The sequence below is a fragment of the Actinoplanes sp. ATCC 53533 genome (assembly GCF_003947245.1).
The window spans coordinates 1-23,819 of record NZ_QHHV01000071.1 but is presented as its reverse complement, the minus strand read 5'-3'; the positions used below and the strand labels follow the sequence as shown (position 1 = coordinate 23,819).

The following is a 23,819-nucleotide window of genomic DNA, read 5'->3' as shown; positions in this document are numbered from 1 at the left end:
AGCACCACGATGACGCCGGCGGCCGACGCCTCGCCGTACTCGAATTTGCGGAACGTGGTCAGGTAGATCTCGTACGGCAGGTTGGTGGTCTGCGAGCCGGGGCCGCCCTGCGTGATGGTGAAGACGGCGTCGAAGGTGTTCACCAGGTAGATCGAGCCGAGCAGCGCGCCCAGCTCGAGGTACTGCCGCAGGTGCGGCAGCGTCATCGAGGTGAAGATCCGCCAGCCGCTGGCGCCGTCGACCCGGGCCGCCTCGAGGATGTCCTCGCTCTGCGACTGCAGGCCGGCGAGCAGGATCAGCATCATGAACGGCGTCCACTGCCAGACGAGCGTGGCGATGACCGCTGCCTTCGGGTACGACGAGACCCAGTCGGTCGAGCCGCCGAAGATGCCGTTGATCAGGCCGTACCCCGGGTTGTAGATGGCGTGCTTCCAGAGCAGCGCCGCCGCGATCGGCATCACCAGGAACGGCGTGATGAGCATCGTCCGGACGATGGACCGGCCGGGGAACTTGCGGTCCAGCAGGACCGCCAGCGCCAGGCCCAGGATCATCGAGAAGATGACGGCCCCGGCGGTCAGGACGACGGTGTTGGCGAGCGCGGAGCGCAGCCGGGAATCCGTGAGCACGGTGACGTAGTTGTCGATGCCGACGAAGTTCCGCGCGCCCGGCCGCAGGGCGTTCCAGCCCAGCGTGGACAGATAGATGGTGACCAGGAACGGCACCTGGGTCACGATGATCGCGAAGATGAGGGCGGGCAGCAGCGGCGCCCGGCGGACCCAGCGATCCTTGGCCCCGCCCTTGACGGGTACGGGTGGCGGAGTCTCGGTCTGTTCGTCCGCCCGGGTGATGACGTCGGTCATTTCTGGCCTTCCGGTCGGTGCGGGGGCGCCGCCGCTACGACGGCGCCCCCGCCGGCACTACTTGTACTTCTTCGCCACGTCCTCGGCGAGCTTCTGACCGTCGGTCAGGGCCTGGTCGACCGTCTTGCTGCCGGTGAGCGCCGCACTGACCTCCTGCGACACCTTGGTGCCGAGGTCGGCGAACTCCGGGATGCCGACGAACTGCACGCCCAGCGCGGGCCGCGGCTGCAGTCCCGGGTTCTGCGGGTTGGCGTGCTCGATCGAGCCGAGCGTCACGTCGGCGAAGGCCTTCGCGGACTCCTTGTACTCCGGGATGGAGTAGGTCGAGGTGCGCTTGCCGGACGGCACCCGGGACCAGCCGAGCTTCTCGCCGACCAGCTTCTCGTAGTCCTTGCCGGTCGCCCACGAGACGAACTTCCAGGCGGCGTCCGCCTTCTTGGTGGTCTTGGGCATGGCGAACGCCCACGTCCACAGCCAGCCGGAGTATTCCGTCTTGTTCACCGGGGCATACGCGTAGCCGACCTTGCCGGCCACCTTGCTGGCCTTCGGGTCCTCCAGCGTGCCGGCGGCCGACGTGGCGTCGTACCACATGGCGGCCTTGCCCTGACCGAAGGTGTTCAGGCACTCGGTGAAGCCGGCCTGCGGGGCGCCGGACTCGCCGTACTTGCGGACGAGGTCGACGTAGAACTGGGTCGCCGCCTTGAACTCCGGCGCGTTGACCTTCGGCGTCCAGTCCTTCTCGAACCAGGTGCCGCCGTAGGTGTTGACGACCGTGGTCAGCGGGGCGAACAGCTCGCCCCAGCCGGGCAGGCCGCGCAGGCAGATGCCGGCGGTGCCCTTGGCCTTGTCGTCGAGCTTCGCGGCGAACTCGGCGACCTGCGCCCAGGTCGGCTTCTCCGGCATGGTGAGGCCCTTGGCCTCGAACATCTCCTTGTTGTACATGAGGAACGAGGACTCGCCGTAGAATGGCGCCGCGTACATCTTGCCGTCCTCGCCGGTCACCGACTGCACCATCGGCTTGATCAGGTCCGCGGTGTCGTACGCCGAGTCGGCCGCCGCCTGCGTCGACAGCTCGTGCAGCCAGCCGTTCTTCGCCCAGATCGGCACCTCGTACGCGCCGACCGTGGCGACGTCGTACTGCCCACCCTGGTTGGCGACGTCCTGCGTCACCTTGTCGCGCAGTTCGTTCTCCGGGAGGATCGTGAACTTCACGGTGACGCCGGACTGCTTGGTGAAGTTGTCGGCGGTCAGCTTCTCGATGTCCTCCATCTGCGGGTTGCCGACCATGAGCACGGTGATGGTGTTGTCGGCGGCGTCGCCGCCGCCCGTCGTGGAGCCGGCGCCGGAACACCCCGAGAGCACGAGGCGCCCGCGGTCGCACCCGCGATCAACAACGAGAGTCTCTTACCTGGTTTCTGCACAGCGGATCCTCCATTTACAGACATGCACGAGCCGTGCCGGCGATCGCAATCGCGGCAGTGAAGGGCGAAATCTTTTCCGGTTAGACCCGGATCACCTGGGGTCCGAGCCGGGAATAGCGGTGCGCCTCGGACGCCGGCAGACCGGTGTCCGTGACCAGTGATTCGAAATCAGATATCTCGGCGAAACGGCAGAACGTCCGCACGCCGAATTTCGTGTGCACGCCGGCGAATATCCGCCGGCGGGCGGCCCGGACGGCTTGTGCCTTGACGTCGGCCACGGCCGGGTCCGGGGTGGTCAGGCCGACCTCCCGGGAGATGCCGTTGGCGCCGACGAAGGCGAGATCGAGGACGAAGCCGGCCAGCATGCTGCTGGCCCAGTGGTCGACGGTGGCCAGCGTGCGGCCGCGCACCCTGCCCCCGAGCAGGAGCACCGTCGCCGGTGTGGAGGTGGCCAGCCAGGCCGCTGTGTTCAGCGACGCGGTGACGATGGTGAGGGGCCGGTCAGTGGGCAGGGCCTCCGCGATCAACTGCGGGGTGAAGCCCTCGTCGATGAAGATGGTTTCCGCGTCGCCGATCAGACCGACCGCCGCGGCCGCGATCCGCCGCTTTTCGGGAACGCCCCGGGTGGTGCGCATGGCCAGGTCGGTCTCGAATTTCGCGGTCTCCACCGGATACGCGCCGCCATGCGTACGGCGGAGCAGGCCGTGCTTTTCGAGAAGTCGCAGATCGCGCCGAATCGTCTCCGCGGAAACGGTCAGTTCGGCGGCCAGCTTTGCGACGTCCACCTCACCCTGCCGGCGGGCGAGGGTGACGATCTGATGCTGCCGCTCTTCCGCGTTCACATTCGCACCTCCGGCCGCCCACCCTGGCATTCGCTTTGTGCGCGGCTGCCGTGGACCATTTGTAACACCGGAGAAACGTGTGGCCCCCATCACAGAGCGCGCTGATTCGGTGTGTCTCTGCCCGCTTCGGTACGGCCGCGACCCGCCCAATATCATCCCATCGGCGGGCGAAACCGGATGAAGGTCATGCCCGAATGATCAAATTTCCTGCCCGTCTGCTGCCCGAGGGTGTGAACTCGGTAGACCGGAGCGGCTCCGACCGGGCGTTCGGGGCCCGCGGAGGCCACCGGCGGGTTGTTACCGGACCTTTATCCGGGCCTCCGGTGTGGGATCGGGAACGCCCGAGGCCGAAAACGGTCACCCGGAACAACTCAGCTCCGCGCCCGGTGAACCGACAAACGTGGTCATGGGCATGCTTGCAACTCAGCAGCTGACGGAGTTCCTCTCCGTGGTAGCTGACCGGCCGGACGGGCCGGCCGCGCAGTTCGCCGCCGTCGAATGCGCGGCGCGCGCCCTCGATGCCGAGGTCGCTGTGCTCGTCATCGAGGGACACGTCGTCGCCACCATCGGCGTACCCGCCGACCAGGTGCGCCCGGCAGTGCTCACCGAGGTGACCGCCGGGCGCCGCACCGTGCTGCGGCTGGCCGGCACCGCGTACGCGGTCAGCGGCGCGACCCTGGGCGGCCGGGCACCCGGCGCGCTGGTCCTCGGCCGCAGCGGCCCGGACTTCACCGACGAGGACGTCTGCCTGCTCCGCGGCATGGCCCGCGTGCTGGAGCTCAGCCTGCGGACCCTGCACGTCCTGGAGTCGGAACGCCGGCAGGCCCGGGAGAACGGCCGGCTGGCCGACTCCCTGCAGGAACGCCAGCGCCTCTTCGAGCACCTGACCCGGATCCAGCGGCTGATCGCCCGCCGCGCCCCGCTGCAGCAGATCCTCGACGGCATCACCGCCAGCGCCGCCGAACTGCTCGACCTGGAGATGGCCTCGCTGAACCTGCTGGAGAAGGACGACCCGTCGGTCGGCTCCATGGTCTCCAGCGTCGGCTTCGACCCGGGCGTGCTGCCGAAGATGAAGCGCATCCCGCTGCACTCCGCGGGCGTGGCCGGCCTCGCCGTGCTGGGCGACGAGCTGATCATGGTCGAGGACTACGCGAACTCGCCGATCGCCATCCCCGAGGTGGTGCGCTCCAGCATGAAGGCCGTGATGGCCGTCCCCGTACACGAAAACGGCGAGGTCGTCGGCTGCCTGACCGTCGGCACCTACCGCGGCCCGCGGGACTGGGACAAGCAGGCCCAGGACATACTGCGCGCGTTCGCCGAGCACGTCAGCCTGGCGCTGACCGACGCCCGCACCCTCGAAGCGATGAACGAGGCGTTCCACGACTCCCTGACCGGACTGGCCAGCCGCGCGCTGTTCCAGGCCCGGATGGAGCGCGCGTTCGCCGCGGCCGAACAGGAGGGCGCCGGCGTCGCCATGCTCTTCGTCGACCTGGACCGCTTCAAGGTCGTCAACGACTCCCTCGGCCACTCCGCCGGCGACCAACTGCTCGTCGCGGTGTCCGAGCGGATCAAGACGTGCCTGCGCTCGGCCGACATGGCGGCCCGCCTCGGCGGCGACGAGTTCGCGGTGCTGCTGCCGCTGGCGCAGGGGCTGGAGGAGGCCGTACCGGTGGCCCGGCGCATCATCGAAACCCTGCGGCAGCCGTTCGACCTCAACGGCAAGGAGACGTTCGTCAGCTGCAGCGTCGGCGTGGCGTACAGCCCGGCACAGGGCCACGACGGCCAGGAGCTGATGGTCTCCGCGGACCTGGCGATGTACCAGGCGAAGAAGCAGGGCAAGGACCGCTACGAGATCTTCGAACCGGCGATGCAGGAGGCCTTCCAGGCCGGCCTGGAGATGGAGGCGGACCTGCGCCGGGCGGTCGTGCGGCACGAGTTCGAGCTGCGCTACCAGCCCATCGTGCACCTGAAGACCGGCGAGATCACCGGCCTGGAGGCGCTGGTCCGCTGGCAGCATCCGGAGCGCGGGATCATCCCGCCGCTGGACTTCATCCCGCTGGCCGAGGAGACCGGGATGATCGTCCCGATCGGCGAATGGGTGCTGCGCGAGGCCTGCCGGCAGGCGGCCCGCTGGAACGAGCGCCGGGAAGGCAAGCGCCCGCTGACCGTGAGCGTCAACATGTCGGCGGTCCAGCTCGACCAGAGCGACCTGCCCGAGATGGTGGCGTCGGCGCTGAGCAACAGCGGCCTGCCGGCCACCAGCCTGGTGATCGAGCTGACCGAGTCCCTGCTGGTGGACCACCGGCCGTCAACCCTGGCCCAGCTCCAACAGATCAAGAGCCTGGGCGTCCGCCTGGCGATCGACGACTTCGGCACGGGCTACTCGAGCCTGGCGTACCTGCGCCGCTTCCCCATCGACATCATCAAGATCGACAAATCCTTCGTCGACGACGTCGGCGACGTGCCGGCCGCGGCGGCGCTGACGCTGGGCATCATCCAGCTCGGCCAGGCGCTGCACCTGTCCACGATCGCGGAGGGCATCGAGGACGCGGGCCAGCTCAGCGAGCTGACCGACGGCAACTGCGAACTCGGGCAGGGGTACTACTTCGCCGAACCCCTCACCGACGAGGACATGGGGGTACTGCTCTTCCCGCCCTCGGCCTCGGCTTCGCAGGCCGCATGATCAAGATCAAGGGCATGTCCGGCGTGGTCGCATGGTGCTCGTGGGGTCAGTCGCGGACCGAGCCCAAGCTTGTGCCGCGTTCGTCGGTGGCCACGCAGGTGACGCCACGGTCGCGGGACCAGGACAGCTGCAGCGGGTGCAGGTAGAGCACCTCGACGGTGTCGGCCGCCTTCGGTGCGTAGGTCTCGAGCTCGGCCTTGCAACGCGTCTCGGACTGCTCCTGCACGGCGGTGTCACCGGGCCACGGGCCGGCCGGGAGCTCGAAGACCGCGTATACCTCGCCCTCGTGCGGCAGCGCGCACGAGACCACCGGGAGATCCTCGATGCTGCCGATGCCGTTGAGGCCGTTGATGCAGTTGCCCGGCTTGAGCTTGGTGACCGACACCGTGCCGCTGTCGGTGTCGGTGTCGGCGGTGCTGCCGCTGCTGCTGCTCGCGGAAGAGTTGCCCGCGTCGCTGATGATCGCGACCGTGATGCCGCCGGCGATCAACAGCACCCAGCAGCCGGAGAGCACGAGGCCGGTGATCGCGAGACCACGGCCGGTCTGCCCGCGCTTGCGGATCTGGAAGAGCGCGACGATGCCGAAGATGACGCTGAACAGGATGCCGCCGAGAATGCCGAAGATCAGCGAGGCGATGGCGAACCCACTTGTGCCACCGCTGCCGGGCGGCGGATAGCCGGGAGCACCGGAAGCCGGATAGCCGGGATACGCGCCAGGCTGCGGCGCCCCGTAGGCGGGACCGGGCTGAGCGCCGTAGGGCGGCGTTCCGTCCTGGGCACCGTAGGGAGCGTTGGGCGGGGAGTAGGGCGAGGCAGGCGGAGCGCCGTAGGGCATGCCCGGCTGCGGCGTCGGCGGAGTGCCGAAGGCCGGGGGCTGCACGGTCGTGGCGTCCGCGGCGGGGTTCGGCGCGGGCGGCGGGGTGGGGTGCTGGGGCTCCGGCTGGTCGTTCACGGAACGGACGCTAACAACATCCAAGATCGTTTGTTGCCCCATGACGGTTTCAACTCGGCAACGCCCGGGTCAGCCCGCCGCCTGGGCGAGCAGCAGCCCGGCGTAGGCGGCACCCAGGCCGGCGAGCACGCTGCCTATCGCGTACGCCGCGGCCAGCACCCGGTCTCCCTCCCTGACCAGCCGCAACGTCTCGAAACTGAACGTCGAGTAGGTGGTCAGCGCCCCGCAGAAGCCCGTGCCCAGCAGCGCGGACATCCAGGGCGCGACCGGCAGCCCGATCAGGTAGCCCAGCAGCAACGAGCCCGCCACGTTGACGGTGAACGTGCCCCACGGGAACGTGGACGAGTGCCGGCCCTGGATCGCCCGGTCCGTGAGATAGCGCAGCGGTGCGCCGATCGCCGCGCCCAGCGCCACCAGCAGCACAGTCATCGCCGCAGCACCGCCTCCGTCGCGGCGGTGCCGGCCCAGACCGCGAGCAGCGCGCCGATCAGTGTCAGGCCCAGGTAGAGCAGCGCGGTGGCCGGCGCCGCACGCAGCACGTCGACGCTCGCGGTGGAGAACGTCGTGTAGCCGCCGAGCACCCCCACGCCCCAGAACGGGCGGATCAGTGTCCGTCGCGGCCAGCGGTGCGCGATCAGCACCATCAGCACCCCGATCAGCAGGCATCCGGTCACGTTGATCGTCCAGGTGGACCAGGCGAACGCCCGTGGGTCGTGCGGCCAGGCCACGCCGATGCCGTAGCGGGACACCGCGCCCAGGACTCCGCCGGTCGAGATCGCTGCCAGGACGGGCGCCGGCGTCCTCCGCTCCGGATCTGCCGCCACCCGTTCACGCTAGCCCAGCCGCGCGGGAGGCCGAGGGTGGACGTGGCGGCGTCCACCCTCGGCCTCGTTCCGGGGGCAGCAGCGCCTCGGTGAACGACCAAAGCAGTGACGTGTCGAGATCCACTGTAGGCGATGATCTTGGCGGATCGCACGGGCGGTCATCACCCAGAAAGGCCCATTTGTCGGCTTTTCAGGCGCTGAATTCGCAAAAACTCACAATCCTGGCCGCGCGACCGAACAGGCGATAGACGGCCGACGTGAGGGGGCTGAGGGATGTGCACGTCTGAGGTGCCGCCCGCGCACCGGGACCGGCTCGTGCCCGCCTCGGGCGTGATCGCCGTCCTGGCCGTGCTCGGGGTCTTCGCCGACTACGTACACCCGTTCGAGCCGAAGCAGGTGCTCTGGCTGCCGGCGGTCGTCGGGCAGATCCTGGCCTTCCTGGCCTTCCTGCGCGCGGCCCGCACCGCGACGCTGCCCGAGCCGACCCGGCGCTTCTGGCGGCACCTCACCTACGCGCTGGGCCTCGTCTGTGTCGGCATCACCATCCAGGCCTTCCAGTTGCTGTTCGCGGACGACCCGGTGCGCCAGCACACCGGGCCGGTCATGCTGGCCTTCTGCACCGCCGGCGTCGGCGCCATCATGTATGCCCTGTTCCGCCTGCCGCTGGGCCGGCAGACCCCGGGCGAACTGCTGCGGGTGTTCCTGGACGCGGGCACGGTCATGGTCGCGGCCGCGGTGTTCATCTGGCACTACGTCACCCGCGACGCCCTGATTCACAGCGACAGCTCGGCCGTCTACACCTCCCTGTTCGTTACCGTGATCGCCCTGCTCGCGGTGTTCGCGGTGGCGAGGTTCGTGCTCTCCAGCCACCTCTACGTCGACAGCGGCGCGCTGCGCCTGATCGCCGTAGGTATGTTGATCGGCGCGGTGGGCCCGATGTTCCGGGGGCCGCTCGAGGCGGTCGACCCCTTCCTGGTCCCGGACATGGCCACCACACCGATCGTCTTCTTCCTCGCCTCCCTGGCCGCCGTGCGTCAGCGGGCCGCCGGTCTCGCCTCGCGCCGCGGCAGCGTCACGCCGCCGCGACGCTCCTTCAGCCTGCTGCCCTACGCGGCGGTCGTGGCCGTCGACGGCCTGCTGATCGCCGTCACCGTGCGCCACGATGCCGACCAGCCGGCCGTGGTGATCGCGGCGGTGCTGACCACCTCCCTCGTGGTGCTGCGCCAGCTCACCGCGCTCCGCGACAACAACCGGCTGCTGCGCCAGCTGGACCACGGCGCCACCCACGACGCCCTCACCCAGCTGGCGAACCGGGTGCTGTTCCACACCCGGCTGCAGCTGGCGCTGGCCGGCGCGGCCGACCGCCCGGTGGCGGTGGCGCTGATCGACCTGGACGACTTCAAGGAGGTCAACGACACCCTCGGGCACGAGGTCGGCGACCTGCTGCTGATCGGCGTCGCGAACCGCCTCGAAGGCTGCCTGCGGGCCGGAGACACCGTGGCGCGCCTCGGCGGCGACGAGTTCGTGGTCGTCCTGGACGACGCCGATCCGGCGGGCGCCGACCTGGCCGCCGAGCGGATGATGAACGCGCTGCGCCAGCCCGTCTACGCCGACGGCCACGAGTTGCCGATCCGGGCCAGCATCGGCATCGCCGACGGCCGCACCGGCGACGAGCCCTCGGTGCTGCTGCGGCACGCGGACATCGCGATGTACGCGGCGAAGAAGCTGGCCGGCACGGCATACCTGCACTACGAGCCGGGCATGGCGGCCAACGGCACCGAGCACGCCCACCTCGGTGCCGAACTGCGCGAGGCGATCACCGGCGGCCAGCTCTTCCTGCTCTACCAGCCGATCGTCTCGCTCGACGACGGCCGGATCATGGGCTCGGAGGCGCTGGTCCGCTGGGCCCACCCGACCCGGGGCGCGCTGGCGCCGGACGCGTTCATCCCGGTCGCCGAGCGCACCGGCCTGATCGTGCCGCTCGGCCGCTGGGTGATGCGCACGGCGTTCGCCCAGCTCGCCGAGTGGATCGCCGAGCACGGCGACGCCGCACCGGGCGTGCTGAACGTCAACGTGTCGGCCCGTGACCTGCGCGAACCCGGCTTCGCGGACGGGGTGGCGGCGCTGCTGAACGAACACGGCCTGGCCGCCGACCGGATCGTCCTGGAGATCACCGAGACGATGGCCCTGGAACCCGGCCAGTCGATCATCAACCTGCACCGGCTGCGCGCGCTCGGCGTCCGGGTGTCGCTGGACGACTTCGGCACCGGGCACTCGACCCTGACGCTGCTGCACGACTGCCCGATCGACGAGATCAAGCTGGACCGCACCTTCACCCAGGCCCAGGTCGACGGCCGGCCACCGGTCGCGGCGGCGGTCATCCACCTGGCACAGGCGCTGGGCCTGCACGCGGTCGCCGAGGGGGTGGAGACCGCCGAGCAGGCGGAACAGTTGCTGTCGCTGGGCTACATCGCGGCCCAGGGCTACTACTTCGCCCGGCCGATGCCGCCGGCCAAGTTCAGCGAACTGCTGCGCGGCCCAACATCGCTAATGCCAACCCCGGAATGGCAGATGACAGCCTGATTGTCGTCCGGCAACCTTTTCGGCGCATCCAGGATTGCGGATGAAAACGCCGGGTAACCCCACTGCGTAGGCCACACATCTGGAGGTCCCATGGGCGCCGACGACAAGATCGACAACAAGTCCGAAGAGCTGACCGGCAAGGTCAAGGAAGGTGTCGGCAAGGCGACCGACAACGAGTCCCTCGAAGCCGAGGGAAAGGCCGACCAGTCCACCTCGAAGCTCAAGCAAGCGGCCGAAAACGTGAAAGACGCGTTCAAAAGCTGAGGTACGCGCACACCACAGTCCCGTGACACCCAGCCCGACCGGGCTGCCACTCCAGGCCGTTGCGGGCGCGCCGGTCTGAAGCTAGTCGCACGGGCAGCAGCCAGGGGCGGTCGCCATTCCGGCGACCGCCCCTGCTTCTTGCCGGTCAGGCCGCCGGGGTCAGCTCGCGCTCCTGGCGGGGCTGGGCGTCGACGGCCGCCGGGGGCAGGTCGTGGGCCACCTCCGGGAGCCAGTTCAGCCAGCGCGGGAGCCACCAGTTCTTGTCGCCCAGCAGGGCCATCACCGCCGGCAGCAGGACCGCCCGGATGATCGTCGCGTCCAGCAGGACCGCCGCGGCCAGGCCCACGCCCAGTTCCTTGGTCGAGACCAGCGGCAGCGTGGCGAACAGGGCGAAGACCGCCACCATCACCATCGCCGCGCTGGTGATCACGCCGGCCGTCCGGCCGATGCCCTCGCTGACCGCCTGCCTGGTCGGCAGGCCGCGGTCGTGGCCCTCACGGATCCGGCTCAGCACGAAGACGTGGTAATCCATCGACAGGCCGAACAGGATGATGAACAGGAACAGGGGCATCCAGTTGGTGATCCCGCCGCCCGACTTGAAGTCCAGCACCGACTCGAAGTGGCCGTACTGGAAGACGAACACCAGCATGCCGTAGGCGGCCGCGACCGACAGCAGGTTGAGCAGCACGCCGGTCAGCGCCACCACCACGGACCGGAACGACACCAGCAGCAGCAGGAACGCCAGGCCCAGGACGAAGCCGAACACCCACGGCAGCGAGTCGGACAGCCGCTGGTTGAAGTCCATGCTCTCGGCGGTGTCACCGGTCACCGCCACCGTCGAACCGGCCAGCTTCCCGAAGGCACCCGGTGCCACGGTTTCCCGCAGGGTCTCGACGGCCCGTTCGGACGTACGGTCGCTGCCGTTGCCCGCGAGGCCGACCGAGACGATCGCGACCGTCCCGGCGGGATTGACCCGCACCTCGATCGGCTCGCGCAGTTGCCCGCTCGCCGCCGCCGCGCGGCGGAAGTCTGCCAGCGCGGCCGCGAACTGCGGCCCGCGCACGGTCGCCGCCTTGACGACCACCTCGGCCGGCACGACCTCGGCGGGGAACGCCTCGCCGATCGCCACCATGGTCTGCACGATCGGCTGCTTCGGCGAGACGTCCTCGATGCTCTCGCCCTTGGTCCGCAGGTCAAGAGCCGGCGCGGAGAGCGCGGCGAGCACACCGACGGCGACGATCGTCGAGATCAACGGCTTGGCCAGCACCACCCGCAGCACCGCCCGCCAGACCCGGCCCTCGCTGTTCCGCCGGTACAAGCCGGGGATCTTGATCGCGTCGACCCGGTCGCCCAGCGCCGACAGCAGCGCGGGGAGCACGGTCAGCGAGCCCAGCACCGCCGTCGCGACGACCAGGATCGTGGCCATCCCGAAGCTGGTGAAGGTGGCGTCCTGGGTGAAGAACATGCCGGCCATGGCGACGATGACGGTGAGGCCGGAGACCCAAACGGACCGCCCGGAGGTCTGCGCGGCGATCACCAGGGCCCGGTGCGGGTCGGCGCCGTTGCGGCGCTCGTCGCGTTCCCGGCGGATGTAGAAGAGGCAGTAGTCGACGCCGACGGCGAGGCCGACGAGCAGCATGACGTGCGTGGTGGTGTCCACAGTGGGCGCGAGCCGGCTCGCCCCCGCGAGCAAGCCGATCGCGGCGACGATGGCGGTCAGCGCCAGGCCGACCGGAATCAGCGCGGCGACGACCGCGCCGAAGGCCACCAGCAGGATGCCCAGGGTGACCGGGATGGAGAGCAGCGACAGCCGGGTCAGCCCCTCGTCGAGCGAGTCACCGATGATCTTGTCGCCGCTGGCGTCACCGGCCTCGGCGACGTAGACGCCGGGGTGCCGGCCCTGGACGGCGGCGACCGTGTCCAGCAGCGGCTGCACCCGGTCCTTGGCGGTCTCCGGGTCACCCGTCATGGTGAAGGTGACGAGCGAGGCCTGCCCGTCGGGCGAGGTCAGCGGCTCGGCGACGGCATCGACCTCGGCCCGCCCGCGCAGCGACCGCGTGACGTCGGCGACGGCGGCGGCCCGGTCGGCGCCCTTGACGATGACCATCTCCCCCGCGGGCCGGACCGGGAACCCGGCCTGCTCGACGAGCACCGTGGCCCGCCCCGACTCACCGTGCCCCGCGTCGGACTCGGTGGCCTCAAGGGTCCCGAAATGGCCACTGAGGACGGTTACCCCGACGACGAAGGCTATCCAGCCGATGATGGCGAGAGTGCGATGCCGGGCACTCCACAGCGCGACGTGTGCCGCGAATCCGGTGACATTCTCCCTGTGCTTCATGGGCATTGACGCTAGGCAGCCCGCTACTCCGAATCGATACGGTGAGCGGGCCGGTCGAAGGTAGGGCTAGCCCTACGGTCGTTGTCCACCGGCCGGTGGACGACAGGTTCGGTCGGTCGATCCTGTCGCCGCGGAGGGGCCGGCGACCAGCATTTACGGCATGACTGATCTTCCTGTTCGGGTGGCTTCCTGGAGTGCGCGGCGGCCATGGCGGGCGATTGCCGGCTGGCTCTTCTTCGTCGTGTTGTGTCTCGGGGTGGGGATCGCGGTGGGCGGCAAGCCGGCCACCACCGAAGACTTCCGGATCGGTGAAGCCGGCCGGGCCGAGGCGATGGCGGCCGAGGGCGGCTTGCAGCAGCGGCCGATGGAACGGGTGCTGATCGCCGCCGGTCCGGGCGGCGCACGGCTGGACCAAGCCACAGCCGGCACCGCGGCCCGCGACGTGACCACGCGGATGCGGGCACTGGCCGAGGTCGAGTCGGTGAGTGCGCCGGTGTGGTCGGCCGACGGTACGGCGGTGCGCCTCGACGTGACCATGAAAGGCCCCGAGCTCGACGGCAAGAAGCACGTCGGCCCGCTGCGCGAGCAGACCGCCCAGGTCCAGGCCGCCTACCCGGGGCTGCGGGTCGAGGAGACGGGCAGCCCGTCGATCAGCCTGGGCGTGGGCGAGTTGCGCGGTAGGGACCTGGCGCGTACCGAGGTGATCGCGCTGCCGGTCACGCTGATCACCCTGCTGGTCGTCTTCGGCTCGGTGGCGCTGGCCGTCGTGCCGCTGGTGCTGGCGCTGTCGTCGATCATCGCGGCGGTGGGTCTGTCGATGGTGGCGTCGCACGCCTTTCCGGACGCCGGCGTCGGCACCAACGTGATCCTGCTGATCGGCATGGCGGTCGGCGTCGACTACACCCTCTTCTACCTCAAGCGGGAGCGCGAGGAGCGGGCCCGGGCCGGCGGCCGGCTCAGCTCGCGGGCGATCGTGGAGCTGGCGGCCGCCACCTCGGGACGCGCGGTCGTGCTGTCCGGCCTCGCGGTCGTCGTCTCCAGCGCGACCCTGTACCTGGCCGATGACGTGATCTTCTCGTCGATCGCCACCGGCGCGATCACGGTCACCCTGGTCGCGGTGGTCAGTTCGCTGACCGTGCTGCCGGCCCTGTTGGCCAAGCTCGGTGAGCGGGCGGAGCGCCGATCCGCCCGCAAGGCCACTCGCGGCGAGTCCTCGGCGCGGGCGGCGGGCTACGGCCGGATCACCGGGGCCGCACTGCGGATCACCAGCCGCCGTCCGGCCGCCGTGCTCGGCGCCGCGGTGCTGTTCATGCTGGCCCTGTCGGCTCCACTGCTGGGCCTGAACCTCACCGACATGGGCCGGGAGACACATCCTCGCGAGATCCCCGCGATGCGGGCGTACGACCGGTTGAACCAGGCTTTCCCGGAGCTGAAGTCGATGCACCAGGTGGTGGTCCGGGCCGGCGCCGAGCGGGCCGGCGAGGTCGCCGGCGCGCTGGGCGACCTGGCCCGGCGCGCGAAGGCCGACCCGCGGCTGTCCGGCACGGCGGAGTCGCGCACGTCGCCGGACGGCCGGATCCGCCTGCTGGAACTGGCGGTGCCGCACCACGTCAGTACCGACGCGGCGAAGTCGTCCCTGGAGACCCTGCGCCGCGAATACATCCCAGCCACCGTCGGCCGGCTCGCCGGCGCCGAGACCGCGGTGACCGGTGACGTCGCCCGGTACGCCGACTATCCCGCACACCAGAAGCAGAAGCTTCCGCTGATCGTGGCGGCGCTGCTGCTGGTGACGTTCGCGATGACGGTGGTCGCGTTCCGGTCCGTGGTGCTCGGCCTGGTGGGCGTCGTGCTGAACGTGCTGTCCGCGGCCGCCTCGCTCGGCCTGCTGGTGCTGGTGTTCCAGAACTCCTGGGCGGAGGGCCTGCTCGGCTTCACGTCGACCGGCTCGATCGGCTCCCGCGTGCCGCTGTTCCTGCTCGTGATCCTCTTCGGCCTGTCGATGGACTACCAGGTGTTCGTGATCAGCCGGATCCGCGAGGCGGCGCTGCGCGGCGTGCCGACCCGCCAGGCGGTGCTCGACGGCATCGGCGGCTCGGCCCGGGTCGTGACCAGCGCCGCGTTCGTGATGGTGACGGTGTTCGCCAGCTTCGTCAGCCTGCACATCATCGAGATGAAGCAGATGGGCTTCGCGCTCGCCGTGGCGGTGCTGCTGGACGCGGTGGTCATCCGGATCACCATCCTGCCGGCGCTCATGCTGCTGCTGGGCGACCGGAGTTGGTGGCCGTCGCGCGGCACCCGCGCGATCACGCCGGCGCCGGTCGCGGCCGGCCGGCCGTCGGCGACAGTAGGCTAACGACAATGGATCAACGGCCGTGGTCCGGCGACCGGCAGCGGTGGCGTGCGCTGCACCGGGGGTACGCCACCGTCTGGGTGCTCCTGGGGCTCTGTCCCCCGGTCATCGCGGTGTGGGATCAACCCGCCGCCACGAAGATCTGGTCGTTGGCGCTGCTGGCCGGGCTCGCCGCGAGCTACGGGATTGTCCGGGTGTTCCCGGGCAGTCCCGTGCTGCGCCCGCCCGTCTACCTCGGCGTCCTCGCTCTCGGCCTGGGTGGGATGTCCTATCTGCTCGGCGGCGGCGCGGCGCAGTTCATCGCGGCGCTCCCGCAGTTCTGGATCTTCGCCCGCGATCCGCGGCAGGCCGTCGCGTCCAGCGGTGCCGCCGCCGCGCTCACTGTGGCCGGCGGTGCCCTGCGGCACGACCTCGCCACCGGCAATGCCTTGTTCACCGTGCTCGGCTACGCGGCCGGCGTCGGCGTCGGGCTGCTGGTGCACCGCATCGTCGACGACGGTGCCGTACGCACTGCTCGCTTGCGCGCCGAGCTGACCGCCAGCGAGCAGCGGCTGGCCGAGGCGCACCAGCGCCAGGGCGCGGCCGAGGAGCGCGACCGGCTGGCCCGGGAGATCCACGACACCCTCGCCCAGGGATTCGCCTCCATCGTCGTGCTGGCCGAAGCGGCCCGCACCAGCCTGGCGACCGCGCCCGACCGTGCCGCCCGCCAACTGCTGTCGATCGAGCAGACCGCGCGGGAAAACCTCACCGAGGCGCGCGTGCTCGTCGGCTCCGCGCCGCAGAGCGGCCTCGCCCCCGGCTCCATCGCCCGGACCCTGCGCCGCACCCTGGACCGCTTCGCCGAGGACACCGGGCTGGCCGTCGAGGCGGACCTGCCCGAACTCGCCTGCGATCAGCCGACCCGCATCGCGCTGCTGCGCTGCACCCAGGAGTCGCTGGCCAACGTCCGCAAACACGCCGCCGCCAGCACCGTGGGCGTCGTGCTGGCTTCGCGGCCCGACGGCATCGACCTGGAGATCACCGACGACGGGCGCGGCTTCGTCGTCGCGAATTCCCGCGGCTTCGGCCTCGACGGCATGCGCAAGCGCCTCACCGAACTCGGCGGCGAACTGATCGTCACGAGCTCTCCCGGCGAGGGCACCCGCGTGCTCGCCACGCTTCCCACCGACGGTCAGGGGTGACATGACGGACCAGAGACTCCGCATCGTGGTGGTCGACGACCATGCCGTCATGCGCGCCGGAGTCGTCGCGCTGCTCGCCGCCGAGTCCGGCATCGAGGTCGTCGCGGAGGCGGCCAACGGCCGGGAGGCCGTCGAGTTGGTCGAGCGGCTCGCCCCCGACCTGGCGCTGATCGATCTGCGGATGCCCGTGCTCGACGGCGTCGCCGCCACGGCCGAGATCGTCGCCCGCGACGCCGGCGCCCGGGTGCTGATCCTCACCACCTACGAGACCGACGCCGACATCGAGCGCGCCGTCGAGGCCGGCGCCGTCGGCTATCTGCTCAAGGACACCACCCGCGAGCAGCTCGTCGACGCCATCCACGCCGCCGCCCGCGGCGAGACCGTGCTCGCCCCACGGGTCGCCCAGCGGCTGGTGGCCCGGATGCGGCAGCCCACCCCGGTGGCGCTGACCGCGCGGGAGGTGGACGTGCTCAACGCCGTCGCCGACGGGCTGTCCAACATCGACATCGGCAGGCGGCTGGTCATCGCGGAGGCCACCGTGAAGACCCATCTGCTGCGCATCTTCGCCAAGCTCGACGTCAGCGACCGCACCCACGCGGTGGTCATCGCGCTCGAACGCGGCCTGATCACCCGCGGCTCGGGGTGATCAGGCCGCACGTCCGTCAGATCCGGGCCGCGGCCTTCCTGCCCAGCTCGCGGCTTGCCGAGTCGCTTCGGCCCGGCTTGCTGAAGATCTCGGTCAGCACGTCGCCCTTGCGCACCAGCACGTTCTTGGCGAGCTGGCCGCCACCGTGGTCGAAGACCACCAGCACCGACTCGTCGCCGGCGAAGCCCTGGGCCGCGATGCGCACCGACCGCGCACCGTCCGGCGAGCAGGCGGACACCCGCTCCCGGATCTCATCCAGATACCGCGCGGCCTCGCCGGCGGCGTACCGGCCGGTGTGCTGGAGCACGAAGTTCTCGTCCTGCGGCTGGCCCTTGCGGAGCATGCGCCCGCGCTCCGCGACCGGGTCCGGCTTCGAGCCCCGCGGGCAGCCCAGGGCGACGGCGCCGAATTCGAAGGTCCAGTCGCCGCCCGCGCCGGCTCCGGCGATATATCCGGAACCCACGTCCTGCGGCTGCAGCATCATCGCGGGGCTGACGCCGGTGGCGAGCGTTGACGTCGGCTTGGTGCTGGTCTGGGGCGAGGACGGCGTGGACGTCTCCGGCCCGATGGGCGGAGGCGGCGTGGACGGCGCCGGCCTGGTCGGGGACGACGGTGCGTACCCAGGCCTCGGGGTTGTCGTAGCCGGACACCGTGGACCAGCGCTGCCAGGCCCGCACGTAGGCTTCCTGGGCGGCATCCTGGGCTTCCGCGCGGTCGCCGGTCATCGCGTACAGGTAGGTGATCAGCCGATGTCGCGTGCCGGTGTAGAACTCTTCAAAGCCGCTGTGCTCGGCCACCCCGTGTCCCCCTTCGGTGTTGTCACTGACCAACACCCGCCGAGCGATCAGGGGGTTTCACGGAGTCCGATTGGCGACATTCAGGACTGCAGATACGTCAGCACGGCCAGCACCCGGCGGTGTTGTTCCTCGTCCGGGGGCAGGTCCAGCTTCGTGAAGATGTTGCGGACGTGCTTTTCCACCGCGCCCTCGGTGACCACCATCTTGCGGGCGATCGCCGTGTTCGAGCCGCCCTCCGCCATCAGGCCCAGCACCTCGCGCTCGCGGGGGGTGAGGTTGCGCAGCGGGTCGTCGCGGCGGCGGCGGACCAGCAGCTGGCCGACGACCTCCGGGTCCAGCACCGTGCCGCCGCCGGCCACCCGGTGCAGCGCGTCGAGGAACTCGGCGACCTCGGAGACCCGGTCCTTGAGCAGATAGCCCATGGCTCCGGCGCGGTCGGCGAGCAGGTCGTCGGCGTAGTCGACCTCGACGTACTGCGACAGCACCAGCACCGGGCTGCCCGGCACCTTCTTGCGGGCCTCGACCGCCGCGCGCAGCCCCTCGTCGGTGTGCGACGGCGGCATCCGCACATCCACGATGGACACGTCCGGCCGGTGCTCGATGATCGCCGCCACGAGCGAGGGGCCGTCGCCGACCGCCGCGACGACCGTGTGGCCGTTCTCTTCCACCAGCCGGATCAGACCCTCGCGCAACAGCACGGCGTCGTCGGCAATCACCACCCGCATGCCGACGAGCCTATGCGCTGCGCTCCGGTCAGATGGGGAGGGCCACCGTCAGGGTGGTGCCGCCGCCCGCCGGGCTCTCCAGGCTCATCACGCCGCCGGCCGCCTCGACCCGGTCCGACAGGCCGGCCAGGCCGTGCCCCTTGGCCAGGCTCGCGCCGCCGACACCGTCGTCGGCGACCGTGATCAGCAGGCCGGTCGGCGCCCGCCGGACGCTGACCTGCACCTCACCGGCGTAGCTGTGTTTGGCGACGTTGGTGAGCGCCTCGGCCACCACGAAGTAGGCGGTCGTCTCCATCGCCGGGTCCAGCCGGGCGATCGGGGGCGCGTCCAGGTCGACCGGGATGGTGCTGCGGCCGGCCAGCGCGGTCAGCGCGGCCTGCAGGCCGCGGTCGACCAGGATCGGCGGGGCGATGCCGCGGGAGAGGGCCCGCAGCTCGTCCAGGGTCTCGCGGGTCTGCGCCAGGGCCTCGGCGACCGTGGCCTGCGCCGCCGCCGGGTCGGTGCTGAACTGCTGCTGGGCGCGGCCCAGGTCCATCGCGAGGCGAACCAGCCGCTGCTGCGGGCCGTCGTGGATGTCGCGTTCGAGCCGGCGCAGCGCGGTCGCCTCGGCGGACACCGCCGCCGCCTTCTGGGCCTGCGCGGTGTCCCGGGCCGCCTCGGCCGAGGCCACCTGCTCGCGCAGCTCGTTGACCCCGCTGAGCAGGCCACGGGCGAAGCCCGCCTCGAACAGGGCCAGGCCGCGGATCACCGGCAGCAGGGTGCCGGCGAAGAAGAAGCCGATCGCCATGTGGAACACGATCCGGGTGGACTCCGCGTCACCGAGGCCGAGCAGCTCCGGCAGATCCTGGTTGTCCACGCCGCGCGGAATGGACCAGTCCCACAGCGGGAAGGTCAGGCCGCCGAGCGCGCCCGCCCACCAGGCCACCGCGAAGGCGAAGGCGATCGTGCTCGGCAGGAACCGGAACATGCCGTGCAGCAGGTCGAGCCACGACTGGCCGTCGCTGAGCGGGGTCAGGACCCGGCGGACGGGGCCGGCGCCCTCCGGCGCGCGCTTGTAGGCCGGGTGCGGCAGCCGGCGGCCGAGCACGGGCGCGAGCCGGGCCCGCTCCAGGGTGGCGAAGCCGCGGGCCAGCATGATCACGCCGGCCAGGACCGGCAGGCCCATCCAGATGGTCGCCGTGCCGATGCCGAAGAAGAAGCCGACCATGCACAGGACCACCGTGATCAGGCCCAGCGGAAAGCCGACGAGGATGTAGAGGGTGTCCTGCCCCAGGCGGCGCAGGAGGCGCTGAGTCAGACCCTGGTCGAACTCGGCGGTGGCGGGGGTGGTGGTCATGCCGTTCACGCTAGGCACCCGATGCCTCCCGACCGATCCCGCTGACCGCCCATTCGACAGTAGGGTTAACCCGACCCTCCCTCAACCCTTTTGCGGGGGCCCGGCGTTACTAGAGGCGTGGACGACTTCCGGGACTTCGTACGGCAGCGGAGCTCCGCCCTGTCCCGGAACGCATACCTGCTGACCGGTGACCACCAGTTGGCCGAGGATCTGCTGCAGAGCGCGCTGGCGAACACCTACCGCCACTGGCGCCGGATCCGGGACGACAATCCCGAGGCGTACGTCCGGCAGGCCATGTATCACCAGCACATCGCCTGGTGGCGGCGGCGCCGGGTGACCGAGCAGCTGACCGGCGCGCCCCGGGAGCACCCGACCGCCGACCCGGCGGAGGCCACGGACCTGCGGCTCACCGTCACCGCGGCGCTGCGCCGGCTCACCCCGAAACAGCGGGCGGTGATCGTGCTGCGCTACTACGACGACCTGACCGAGGCGCAGGCCGCCGACGTGCTGGGCTGCCGGATCGGCACGGTCAAGCGGCACGGGCACGACGCCCTGCGCCGGCTCCGCGAGATCGCCCCTGACCTGCTCGACCTGTCCTGGCAGAGGAGCACATCATGACCGCACCGCTGCGGGAGGCCCTGCGGCTCGCCGCCGAGCACGCGCCCGCGTACCCGGTCCAGGAACGCGCGATCGCCACCGCCCGCCGGCGGCGGGTCGCGGCCGGTCTCGCGGCCGTCGCGGTGATCGGCGCGCTCGCCCTGATCGTCCCGCTGACCCGGACCCCCGTTCCGGTACGGCCGGCCGGCCCGGCGGTCGCGCTGCCGGATCGGATCGGCCTGCTGCCCTTCGGGGCGCGCCGGGACACCGACCGTCCCGGGATGACCGCGGCGACAGTGCTCTTCTCCGGCTCGGGCGCCCGCTTCGGCGGTTGGATCGACGAACCGACCCGGTACGGCCTGGTCGGCCCCGACGACGACTACCGCACGCTGAACACCGGGTTCTCCCCGGAAAGCGGCGGCACGGTGCTGCTCTCGCCCGACGGCCGGTCCGTCGCGTACTCCGGCGACGGCCGGGCCGTCGAGGTCGTCACCCTGACCGACCTGCGCCTGCGGCAACTGGTCGGCGACGACGGCGGGCAGGTGCGGACCGCGGATCCGGTCGCCTGGTCACCGGACGGGCGCTGGCTCGTGGTGCGCGGCTCCACCGGCCCGGACGACGTGCTCAGCCTGGTGGATCTCGACGTCGGCACCTGGACCAGGCTGTCCGACGCATCCCGGGGCACGTCGTTCCCGGCGGTGGCCTTCGCGGCGGACGGCCGGCTGGCGTACCAGCGCGGGAGCGAGGTGTGGGTGCTCGGTGTCGGCGGCGCCCAGGTGTCGACCTTCTCGCTGCCGGTGGGGTCGGTGCTGGCCGGCCGGGGCGCCTGGACCCCGGACGGCAGCGCCCTGACGGTCGTGCCCCGCAACGGCTCCGCGTGGAGCACCCGCTACGTCGATCCGGGCTCGGGCCTGACCCGCGTCGGCCCGGCGCTGCACGGGCTGCGTGACCTGGCCGTCCGGGAGCTGATCGGTTGGTGGCCGGACGGCTCGGCGCTGGTGTCCGTCCACGACGAGCGATCAGCCCGGATCGTGGCCCTGGCGCCGGGCGCCGCCGCCGCGACAACCGTGCTGACCGCGCCCGCACAGGTCACCGGCGTGGAGGTGGCATCCGAGGTGCTCGCCTCGGGGCGCACCCGGGCGGGCGACCCGCCGGGGTCGCTCGGGCCCCGCTTCTGGCGCGCCTTCGCGGATCTCCTCGTCGCCGCCGCGGCCATCGGCCTCGCGACGTGGTGGCTGCGACGCTGGGCCACCCGGCGCCGTTCGCGCCGCGTGAAGTGGTCCTGAGCTGCACGGAGCCGCCGCCTGATACCTTATACTTCCCTATGGCGAGGAATGATGAGGTGCGATGGGGAACGATATGTACTCGGTGGAGCAGGTGGCCGAGCGGCTAGGGTTGCACGTTCGGACGGTCCGAAACTACGTCCGGGACGGCCGGCTCAAGGCGGTCAAAATCGGTAAGCAGTACCGGATCGCCCGCGCGGACCTCGAGGCACTGACCGGCGAGCAGGCCCCGGCCACGACGGCCCCCGGCCACGCCGAGGTGTCCAGCATCGTGCAGATCGACGGGCTCGCGGCCGGTGCCGCCGACCGGCTCAGCACCCTGCTCACCGCCGGCGCCAAGGCTCCCCGCGATGCCCCCGGGCAGCTGCGCATCCAGACGATCCACGACGAGGAGAGGTCCCGCATGAAGGTCGTGATCCTGGGCAGCCCGGCCGCCACCGCCGACATCCTCCAGCTGCTCGACGGACTGCTCGGCCCGGAGAACGGCCTGTTCGGCGCGGCGGCCAGCCGATGACCGACCGGGTGGAGCAACGCAACGGCGTACCGGTGCTGATCTGCGCCGACGACGGCCCGCCGCTGGCCGCAGCGCAGGACGCGCTCGACGTGATCGGAGCGGCCTTCTCCTGCTCAGACGTGGTGGCCCTGCCGGCCGCCCGGCTGGACGAACGGTTCTTCACGCTCGACACCGGGCTGGCCGGCGAAATCATGCAAAAGTTCGTCAACTACCGGATCCGGCTGGCAATCGTCGGCGACATCTCGGCGCACCTGGCGGCGAGCTCGGCGCTGCGAGCCCTGGTGCACGAGTCGAACAAGGGCCGGCAGATCTGGTTCGTCACGGACCTCGAAGACCTCGACACCCACCTGCCCTGACGCACCTCACAGCCGACCACCGTCCCGCCACCTGCCGACCACCGGCCTACCGCCTGCCAGCCACCGGCCCACCGCCTGCCAACCACCGGCCCACCGCGAGCGCGGCGACCCCAGCGCCGGAGGCACCGAATTCCCGCCGGCCTTGCGACCCCCAAAAGCCAACGGCACCGCACCTCCGCAAGCCGACCGGCATCCGGCTCGCTATCAGCGATGGGCATCTCGGCGTTGCGGCTCGACGCCCGGGCGCAGGTTTCGCTGCTTGCCGTCCCGCGCCCCTTGGAATAGATCATCTAGACGAGATTTTCCGAGGGTCAACGACGTCACGCCCGCTTCCGTGCGGCTGTTGATCGGGACGCCGTCGAGATCCTGGTAAGCAGTAGCCCGCCTCAACCGCGTCACCTCGATCGCGCCGACCTTACGCCGAAACGGCCGAGACCCGTACCGATCTCCACGCCTCCTCGGACTCCCCAAAACGGGCATATCTCAACCTTGCGAACGGCCTGCCGGCCAGGGTCCCGCGTAACTGTGCCCAGACGCTTCGATCGCGGCGACCCCCGGGGCTCGACCGACGCCTTTCACTCGGCCGCGGCGGCGGTAGGTAAGGGTAGAAGTGACTTTGCTCTGCTTCCCCATCGGAAACACCTTGGCCGGCGCGCCCCGGCATCGACCGAAAGACAGAACCGCACCCCGCACCTGGTGTTTCCCATAGGGAAGCAGAGCAAAGGAGCTACCACCACTACCCCCGGCGGCCGGACGCGCCGGCATTGGAGAACAACGCCGCGGTGCCGACGAGGCGATCGCGCCCACAGTCCTGCGCGAGCCGCGGCCGGATCTTGTAGAAGCGTGGTCAGCTCCGCACCCGCGCACAACAACGTCGATCATGGGCGACCCGGCCCCGCATCCTTGGAATAGATCATCTAGTGCACGAGTCGAACCAGGGTCGGCAAATCTGGTTCGTCGCCGACCTCGACACCACCTGACCTGACGCACCTCACAGACGGCTGCCAGCCATGGGCGGCGAGCTCCAACGCCGGTGGCACCGGAGCTCCGCAAGCCGGGCGACTCCAGCACCGGCTACCACGACAGCGCCGGCCCGCCCGGCCAACCGGCGCCGCGGTTGGCCAGATCTTGCGGCCGACTCCGCAGTAGACCGCCACCTCGGCCGGGGTGGCCGTGGCTGCGGCTCCTGCTCGGCGCGCCATTCGCTGACCGCGATGAAGCCCGGCTCGACCACCTCCAGCCCGGCGAAAACCCGGCGAAAGCCCGA

20 protein-coding genes and 1 pseudogene are annotated in these 23,819 nt (G+C 70.9%); 10 read left to right on the top strand and 11 right to left on the bottom strand.

Translation table 11 applies throughout. The features are described 5' to 3' along the window. The 3 genes from DMB66_RS24000 to DMB66_RS23990 form a co-directional block, all read right to left on the bottom strand. The coding region (locus tag DMB66_RS24000; RefSeq protein ID WP_148112760.1) for a carbohydrate ABC transporter permease at window positions 1–860 on the bottom strand (860 nt) is incomplete at its 3' end. 57 nt (window positions 861–917) lie between these two features. Then, entirely contained in the window at window positions 918–2,222 is a 1,305-nt protein-coding gene (locus DMB66_RS23995) for a sugar ABC transporter substrate-binding protein (protein ID WP_125806379.1), read from the bottom strand. A 139-nt stretch (window positions 2,223–2,361) separates the two neighbouring features. Continuing rightward, complete coding sequence (locus tag DMB66_RS23990; RefSeq protein ID WP_125806378.1) at window positions 2,362–3,123, bottom strand: DeoR/GlpR family DNA-binding transcription regulator; 762 nt, start codon at window positions 3,121–3,123, stop codon at window positions 2,362–2,364. A 412-nt stretch (window positions 3,124–3,535) separates the two neighbouring features. On the opposite strand from DMB66_RS23990, the gene DMB66_RS23985 reads away from it, so the two are divergent. Further along, window positions 3,536–5,806, top strand: a complete 2,271-nt coding sequence (locus DMB66_RS23985; RefSeq protein WP_233624800.1) for a bifunctional diguanylate cyclase/phosphodiesterase — start codon at window positions 3,536–3,538, stop codon at window positions 5,804–5,806. Window positions 5,807–5,852: 46 nt separating this feature from the next. Here DMB66_RS23985 and DMB66_RS23980 read toward each other — a convergent pair whose 3' ends face one another. The 3 genes from DMB66_RS23980 to DMB66_RS23970 all read right to left on the bottom strand — a co-directional run bounded on the left by DMB66_RS23980 (window position 5,853) and on the right by DMB66_RS23970 (window position 7,582). Continuing rightward, window positions 5,853–6,758, bottom strand: coding sequence for a DUF4190 domain-containing protein (locus DMB66_RS23980; protein ID WP_158647341.1), 906 nt, complete (start codon window positions 6,756–6,758; stop codon window positions 5,853–5,855). A 69-nt stretch (window positions 6,759–6,827) separates the two neighbouring features. Continuing rightward, on the bottom strand, window positions 6,828–7,187 hold the full coding sequence (gene crcB, locus DMB66_RS23975; protein WP_125806376.1) for a fluoride efflux transporter CrcB: 360 nt from the start codon (window positions 7,185–7,187) through the stop codon (window positions 6,828–6,830). Continuing rightward, window positions 7,184–7,582: a CrcB family protein gene (locus DMB66_RS23970; protein ID WP_125806375.1), complete on the bottom strand. Its 399-nt coding sequence runs from the start codon at window positions 7,580–7,582 to the stop codon at window positions 7,184–7,186. Before DMB66_RS23970 ends, crcB begins: the two co-directional genes overlap by 4 nt. A 273-nt stretch (window positions 7,583–7,855) precedes the next feature. On the opposite strand from DMB66_RS23970, the gene DMB66_RS23965 reads away from it, so the two are divergent. Together DMB66_RS23965 and DMB66_RS23960 are read left to right on the top strand one after the other, a co-directional pair. Continuing rightward, window positions 7,856–10,165 carry a bifunctional diguanylate cyclase/phosphodiesterase gene (locus DMB66_RS23965; RefSeq protein WP_125806374.1) on the top strand — a complete coding sequence of 770 codons (2,310 nt, stop codon included), beginning with the start codon at window positions 7,856–7,858 and terminating at the stop codon, window positions 10,163–10,165. Window positions 10,166–10,255: 90 nt separating this feature from the next. Beyond that, a complete protein-coding gene (locus DMB66_RS23960; protein ID WP_125806373.1) occupies window positions 10,256–10,429 on the top strand; it encodes a CsbD family protein in 174 nt (57 codons plus the stop codon). A 145-nt stretch (window positions 10,430–10,574) separates the two neighbouring features. On the opposite strand, the gene DMB66_RS23955 is transcribed toward DMB66_RS23960, so the two are convergent. After that, window positions 10,575–12,767, bottom strand: coding sequence for an MMPL family transporter (locus DMB66_RS23955; RefSeq protein ID WP_125806372.1), 2,193 nt, complete (start codon window positions 12,765–12,767; stop codon window positions 10,575–10,577). 160 nt (window positions 12,768–12,927) lie between these two features. Here DMB66_RS23955 and DMB66_RS23950 point away from each other — a divergent pair, with 160 nt between their 5' ends. Genes DMB66_RS23950 through DMB66_RS23940 form a run of 3 tightly spaced genes read left to right on the top strand, consistent with a single transcriptional unit; the run spans window position 12,928 to window position 16,944 of the window. Then, the gene (locus DMB66_RS23950) at window positions 12,928–15,120 is read left to right on the top strand and encodes an MMPL family transporter (RefSeq protein WP_125806371.1); all 2,193 of its coding nucleotides are present in this window, start codon (window positions 12,928–12,930) and stop codon (window positions 15,118–15,120) included. Window positions 15,121–15,125: 5 nt separating this feature from the next. Continuing rightward, the gene (locus DMB66_RS23945) at window positions 15,126–16,298 is read left to right on the top strand and encodes a sensor histidine kinase (protein ID WP_125806370.1); all 1,173 of its coding nucleotides are present in this window, start codon (window positions 15,126–15,128) and stop codon (window positions 16,296–16,298) included. A gap of 1 nt (window position 16,299) precedes the next feature. Beyond that, window positions 16,300–16,944, top strand: coding sequence for a response regulator transcription factor (locus tag DMB66_RS23940; RefSeq protein WP_125806369.1), 645 nt, complete (start codon window positions 16,300–16,302; stop codon window positions 16,942–16,944). A gap of 16 nt (window positions 16,945–16,960) precedes the next feature. Here the strand turns inward: DMB66_RS23940 and DMB66_RS23935 are convergent, their stop codons facing one another. The 4 genes and pseudogenes from DMB66_RS23935 to DMB66_RS23920 all read right to left on the bottom strand — a co-directional run bounded on the left by DMB66_RS23935 (window position 16,961) and on the right by DMB66_RS23920 (window position 19,802). Next, the gene (locus DMB66_RS23935) at window positions 16,961–17,407 is read right to left on the bottom strand and encodes a hypothetical protein (protein ID WP_233624802.1); all 447 of its coding nucleotides are present in this window, start codon (window positions 17,405–17,407) and stop codon (window positions 16,961–16,963) included. A 202-nt stretch (window positions 17,408–17,609) separates the two neighbouring features. Then, window positions 17,610–17,669 (bottom strand): annotated as a pseudogene (locus DMB66_RS66005) (SigE family RNA polymerase sigma factor); the annotation flags it as partial. A 152-nt stretch (window positions 17,670–17,821) separates the two neighbouring features. Beyond that, window positions 17,822–18,466: a response regulator transcription factor gene (locus DMB66_RS23925; RefSeq protein WP_125806366.1), complete on the bottom strand. Its 645-nt coding sequence runs from the start codon at window positions 18,464–18,466 to the stop codon at window positions 17,822–17,824. A gap of 28 nt (window positions 18,467–18,494) precedes the next feature. Next, a complete protein-coding gene (locus tag DMB66_RS23920) occupies window positions 18,495–19,802 on the bottom strand; it encodes a sensor histidine kinase (RefSeq protein ID WP_125806365.1) in 1,308 nt (435 codons plus the stop codon). Between the two features lie 117 nt (window positions 19,803–19,919). On the opposite strand from DMB66_RS23920, the gene DMB66_RS23915 reads away from it, so the two are divergent. The 4 genes from DMB66_RS23915 to DMB66_RS23900 all read left to right on the top strand — a co-directional run bounded on the left by DMB66_RS23915 (window position 19,920) and on the right by DMB66_RS23900 (window position 22,552). After that, a complete protein-coding gene (locus tag DMB66_RS23915) occupies window positions 19,920–20,420 on the top strand; it encodes a SigE family RNA polymerase sigma factor (protein ID WP_233624799.1) in 501 nt (166 codons plus the stop codon). Continuing rightward, window positions 20,417–21,685 carry a WD40 repeat domain-containing protein gene (locus tag DMB66_RS23910; RefSeq protein WP_125806363.1) on the top strand — a complete coding sequence of 423 codons (1,269 nt, stop codon included), beginning with the start codon at window positions 20,417–20,419 and terminating at the stop codon, window positions 21,683–21,685. Before DMB66_RS23915 ends, DMB66_RS23910 begins: the two co-directional genes overlap by 4 nt. Before the next feature lie 61 nt (window positions 21,686–21,746). After that, entirely contained in the window at window positions 21,747–22,196 is a 450-nt protein-coding gene (locus DMB66_RS23905) for a helix-turn-helix domain-containing protein (RefSeq protein ID WP_125806362.1), read from the top strand. Next, complete coding sequence (locus DMB66_RS23900) at window positions 22,193–22,552, top strand: DUF4180 domain-containing protein (protein ID WP_125806361.1); 360 nt, start codon at window positions 22,193–22,195, stop codon at window positions 22,550–22,552. The genes DMB66_RS23905 and DMB66_RS23900 overlap by 4 nt, the downstream gene beginning before the upstream one ends. Window positions 22,553–23,819 lie beyond the last annotated feature (1,267 nt).

What these genes read in the sequence shown, in the direction of transcription:
- DMB66_RS23940 (WP_125806369.1), top strand. Translation starts at nt 16,300, where the DNA reads ATGACGGACCAGAGACTCCGCATCGTGGTGGTCGACGACCATGCCGTC.
- DMB66_RS23955 (WP_125806372.1), bottom strand. Translation starts at nt 12,767, where the DNA reads ATGAAGCACAGGGAGAATGTCACCGGATTCGCGGCACACGTCGCGCTG.
- crcB (WP_125806376.1), bottom strand. Translation starts at nt 7,187, where the DNA reads ATGACTGTGCTGCTGGTGGCGCTGGGCGCGGCGATCGGCGCACCGCTG.
- DMB66_RS23965 (WP_125806374.1), top strand. Translation starts at nt 7,856, where the DNA reads ATGTGCACGTCTGAGGTGCCGCCCGCGCACCGGGACCGGCTCGTGCCC.
- DMB66_RS23945 (WP_125806370.1), top strand. Translation starts at nt 15,126, where the DNA reads ATGGATCAACGGCCGTGGTCCGGCGACCGGCAGCGGTGGCGTGCGCTG.
- DMB66_RS23950 (WP_125806371.1), top strand. Translation starts at nt 12,928, where the DNA reads ATGACTGATCTTCCTGTTCGGGTGGCTTCCTGGAGTGCGCGGCGGCCA.
- DMB66_RS23925 (WP_125806366.1), bottom strand. Translation starts at nt 18,466, where the DNA reads ATGCGGGTGGTGATTGCCGACGACGCCGTGCTGTTGCGCGAGGGTCTG.
- DMB66_RS23910 (WP_125806363.1), top strand. Translation starts at nt 20,417, where the DNA reads ATGACCGCACCGCTGCGGGAGGCCCTGCGGCTCGCCGCCGAGCACGCG.
- DMB66_RS23920 (WP_125806365.1), bottom strand. Translation starts at nt 19,802, where the DNA reads ATGACCACCACCCCCGCCACCGCCGAGTTCGACCAGGGTCTGACTCAG.
- DMB66_RS23905 (WP_125806362.1), top strand. Translation starts at nt 21,747, where the DNA reads ATGGGGAACGATATGTACTCGGTGGAGCAGGTGGCCGAGCGGCTAGGG.
- DMB66_RS23900 (WP_125806361.1), top strand. Translation starts at nt 22,193, where the DNA reads ATGACCGACCGGGTGGAGCAACGCAACGGCGTACCGGTGCTGATCTGC.
- DMB66_RS23985 (WP_233624800.1), top strand. Translation starts at nt 3,536, where the DNA reads ATGCTTGCAACTCAGCAGCTGACGGAGTTCCTCTCCGTGGTAGCTGAC.
- DMB66_RS23960 (WP_125806373.1), top strand. Translation starts at nt 10,256, where the DNA reads ATGGGCGCCGACGACAAGATCGACAACAAGTCCGAAGAGCTGACCGGC.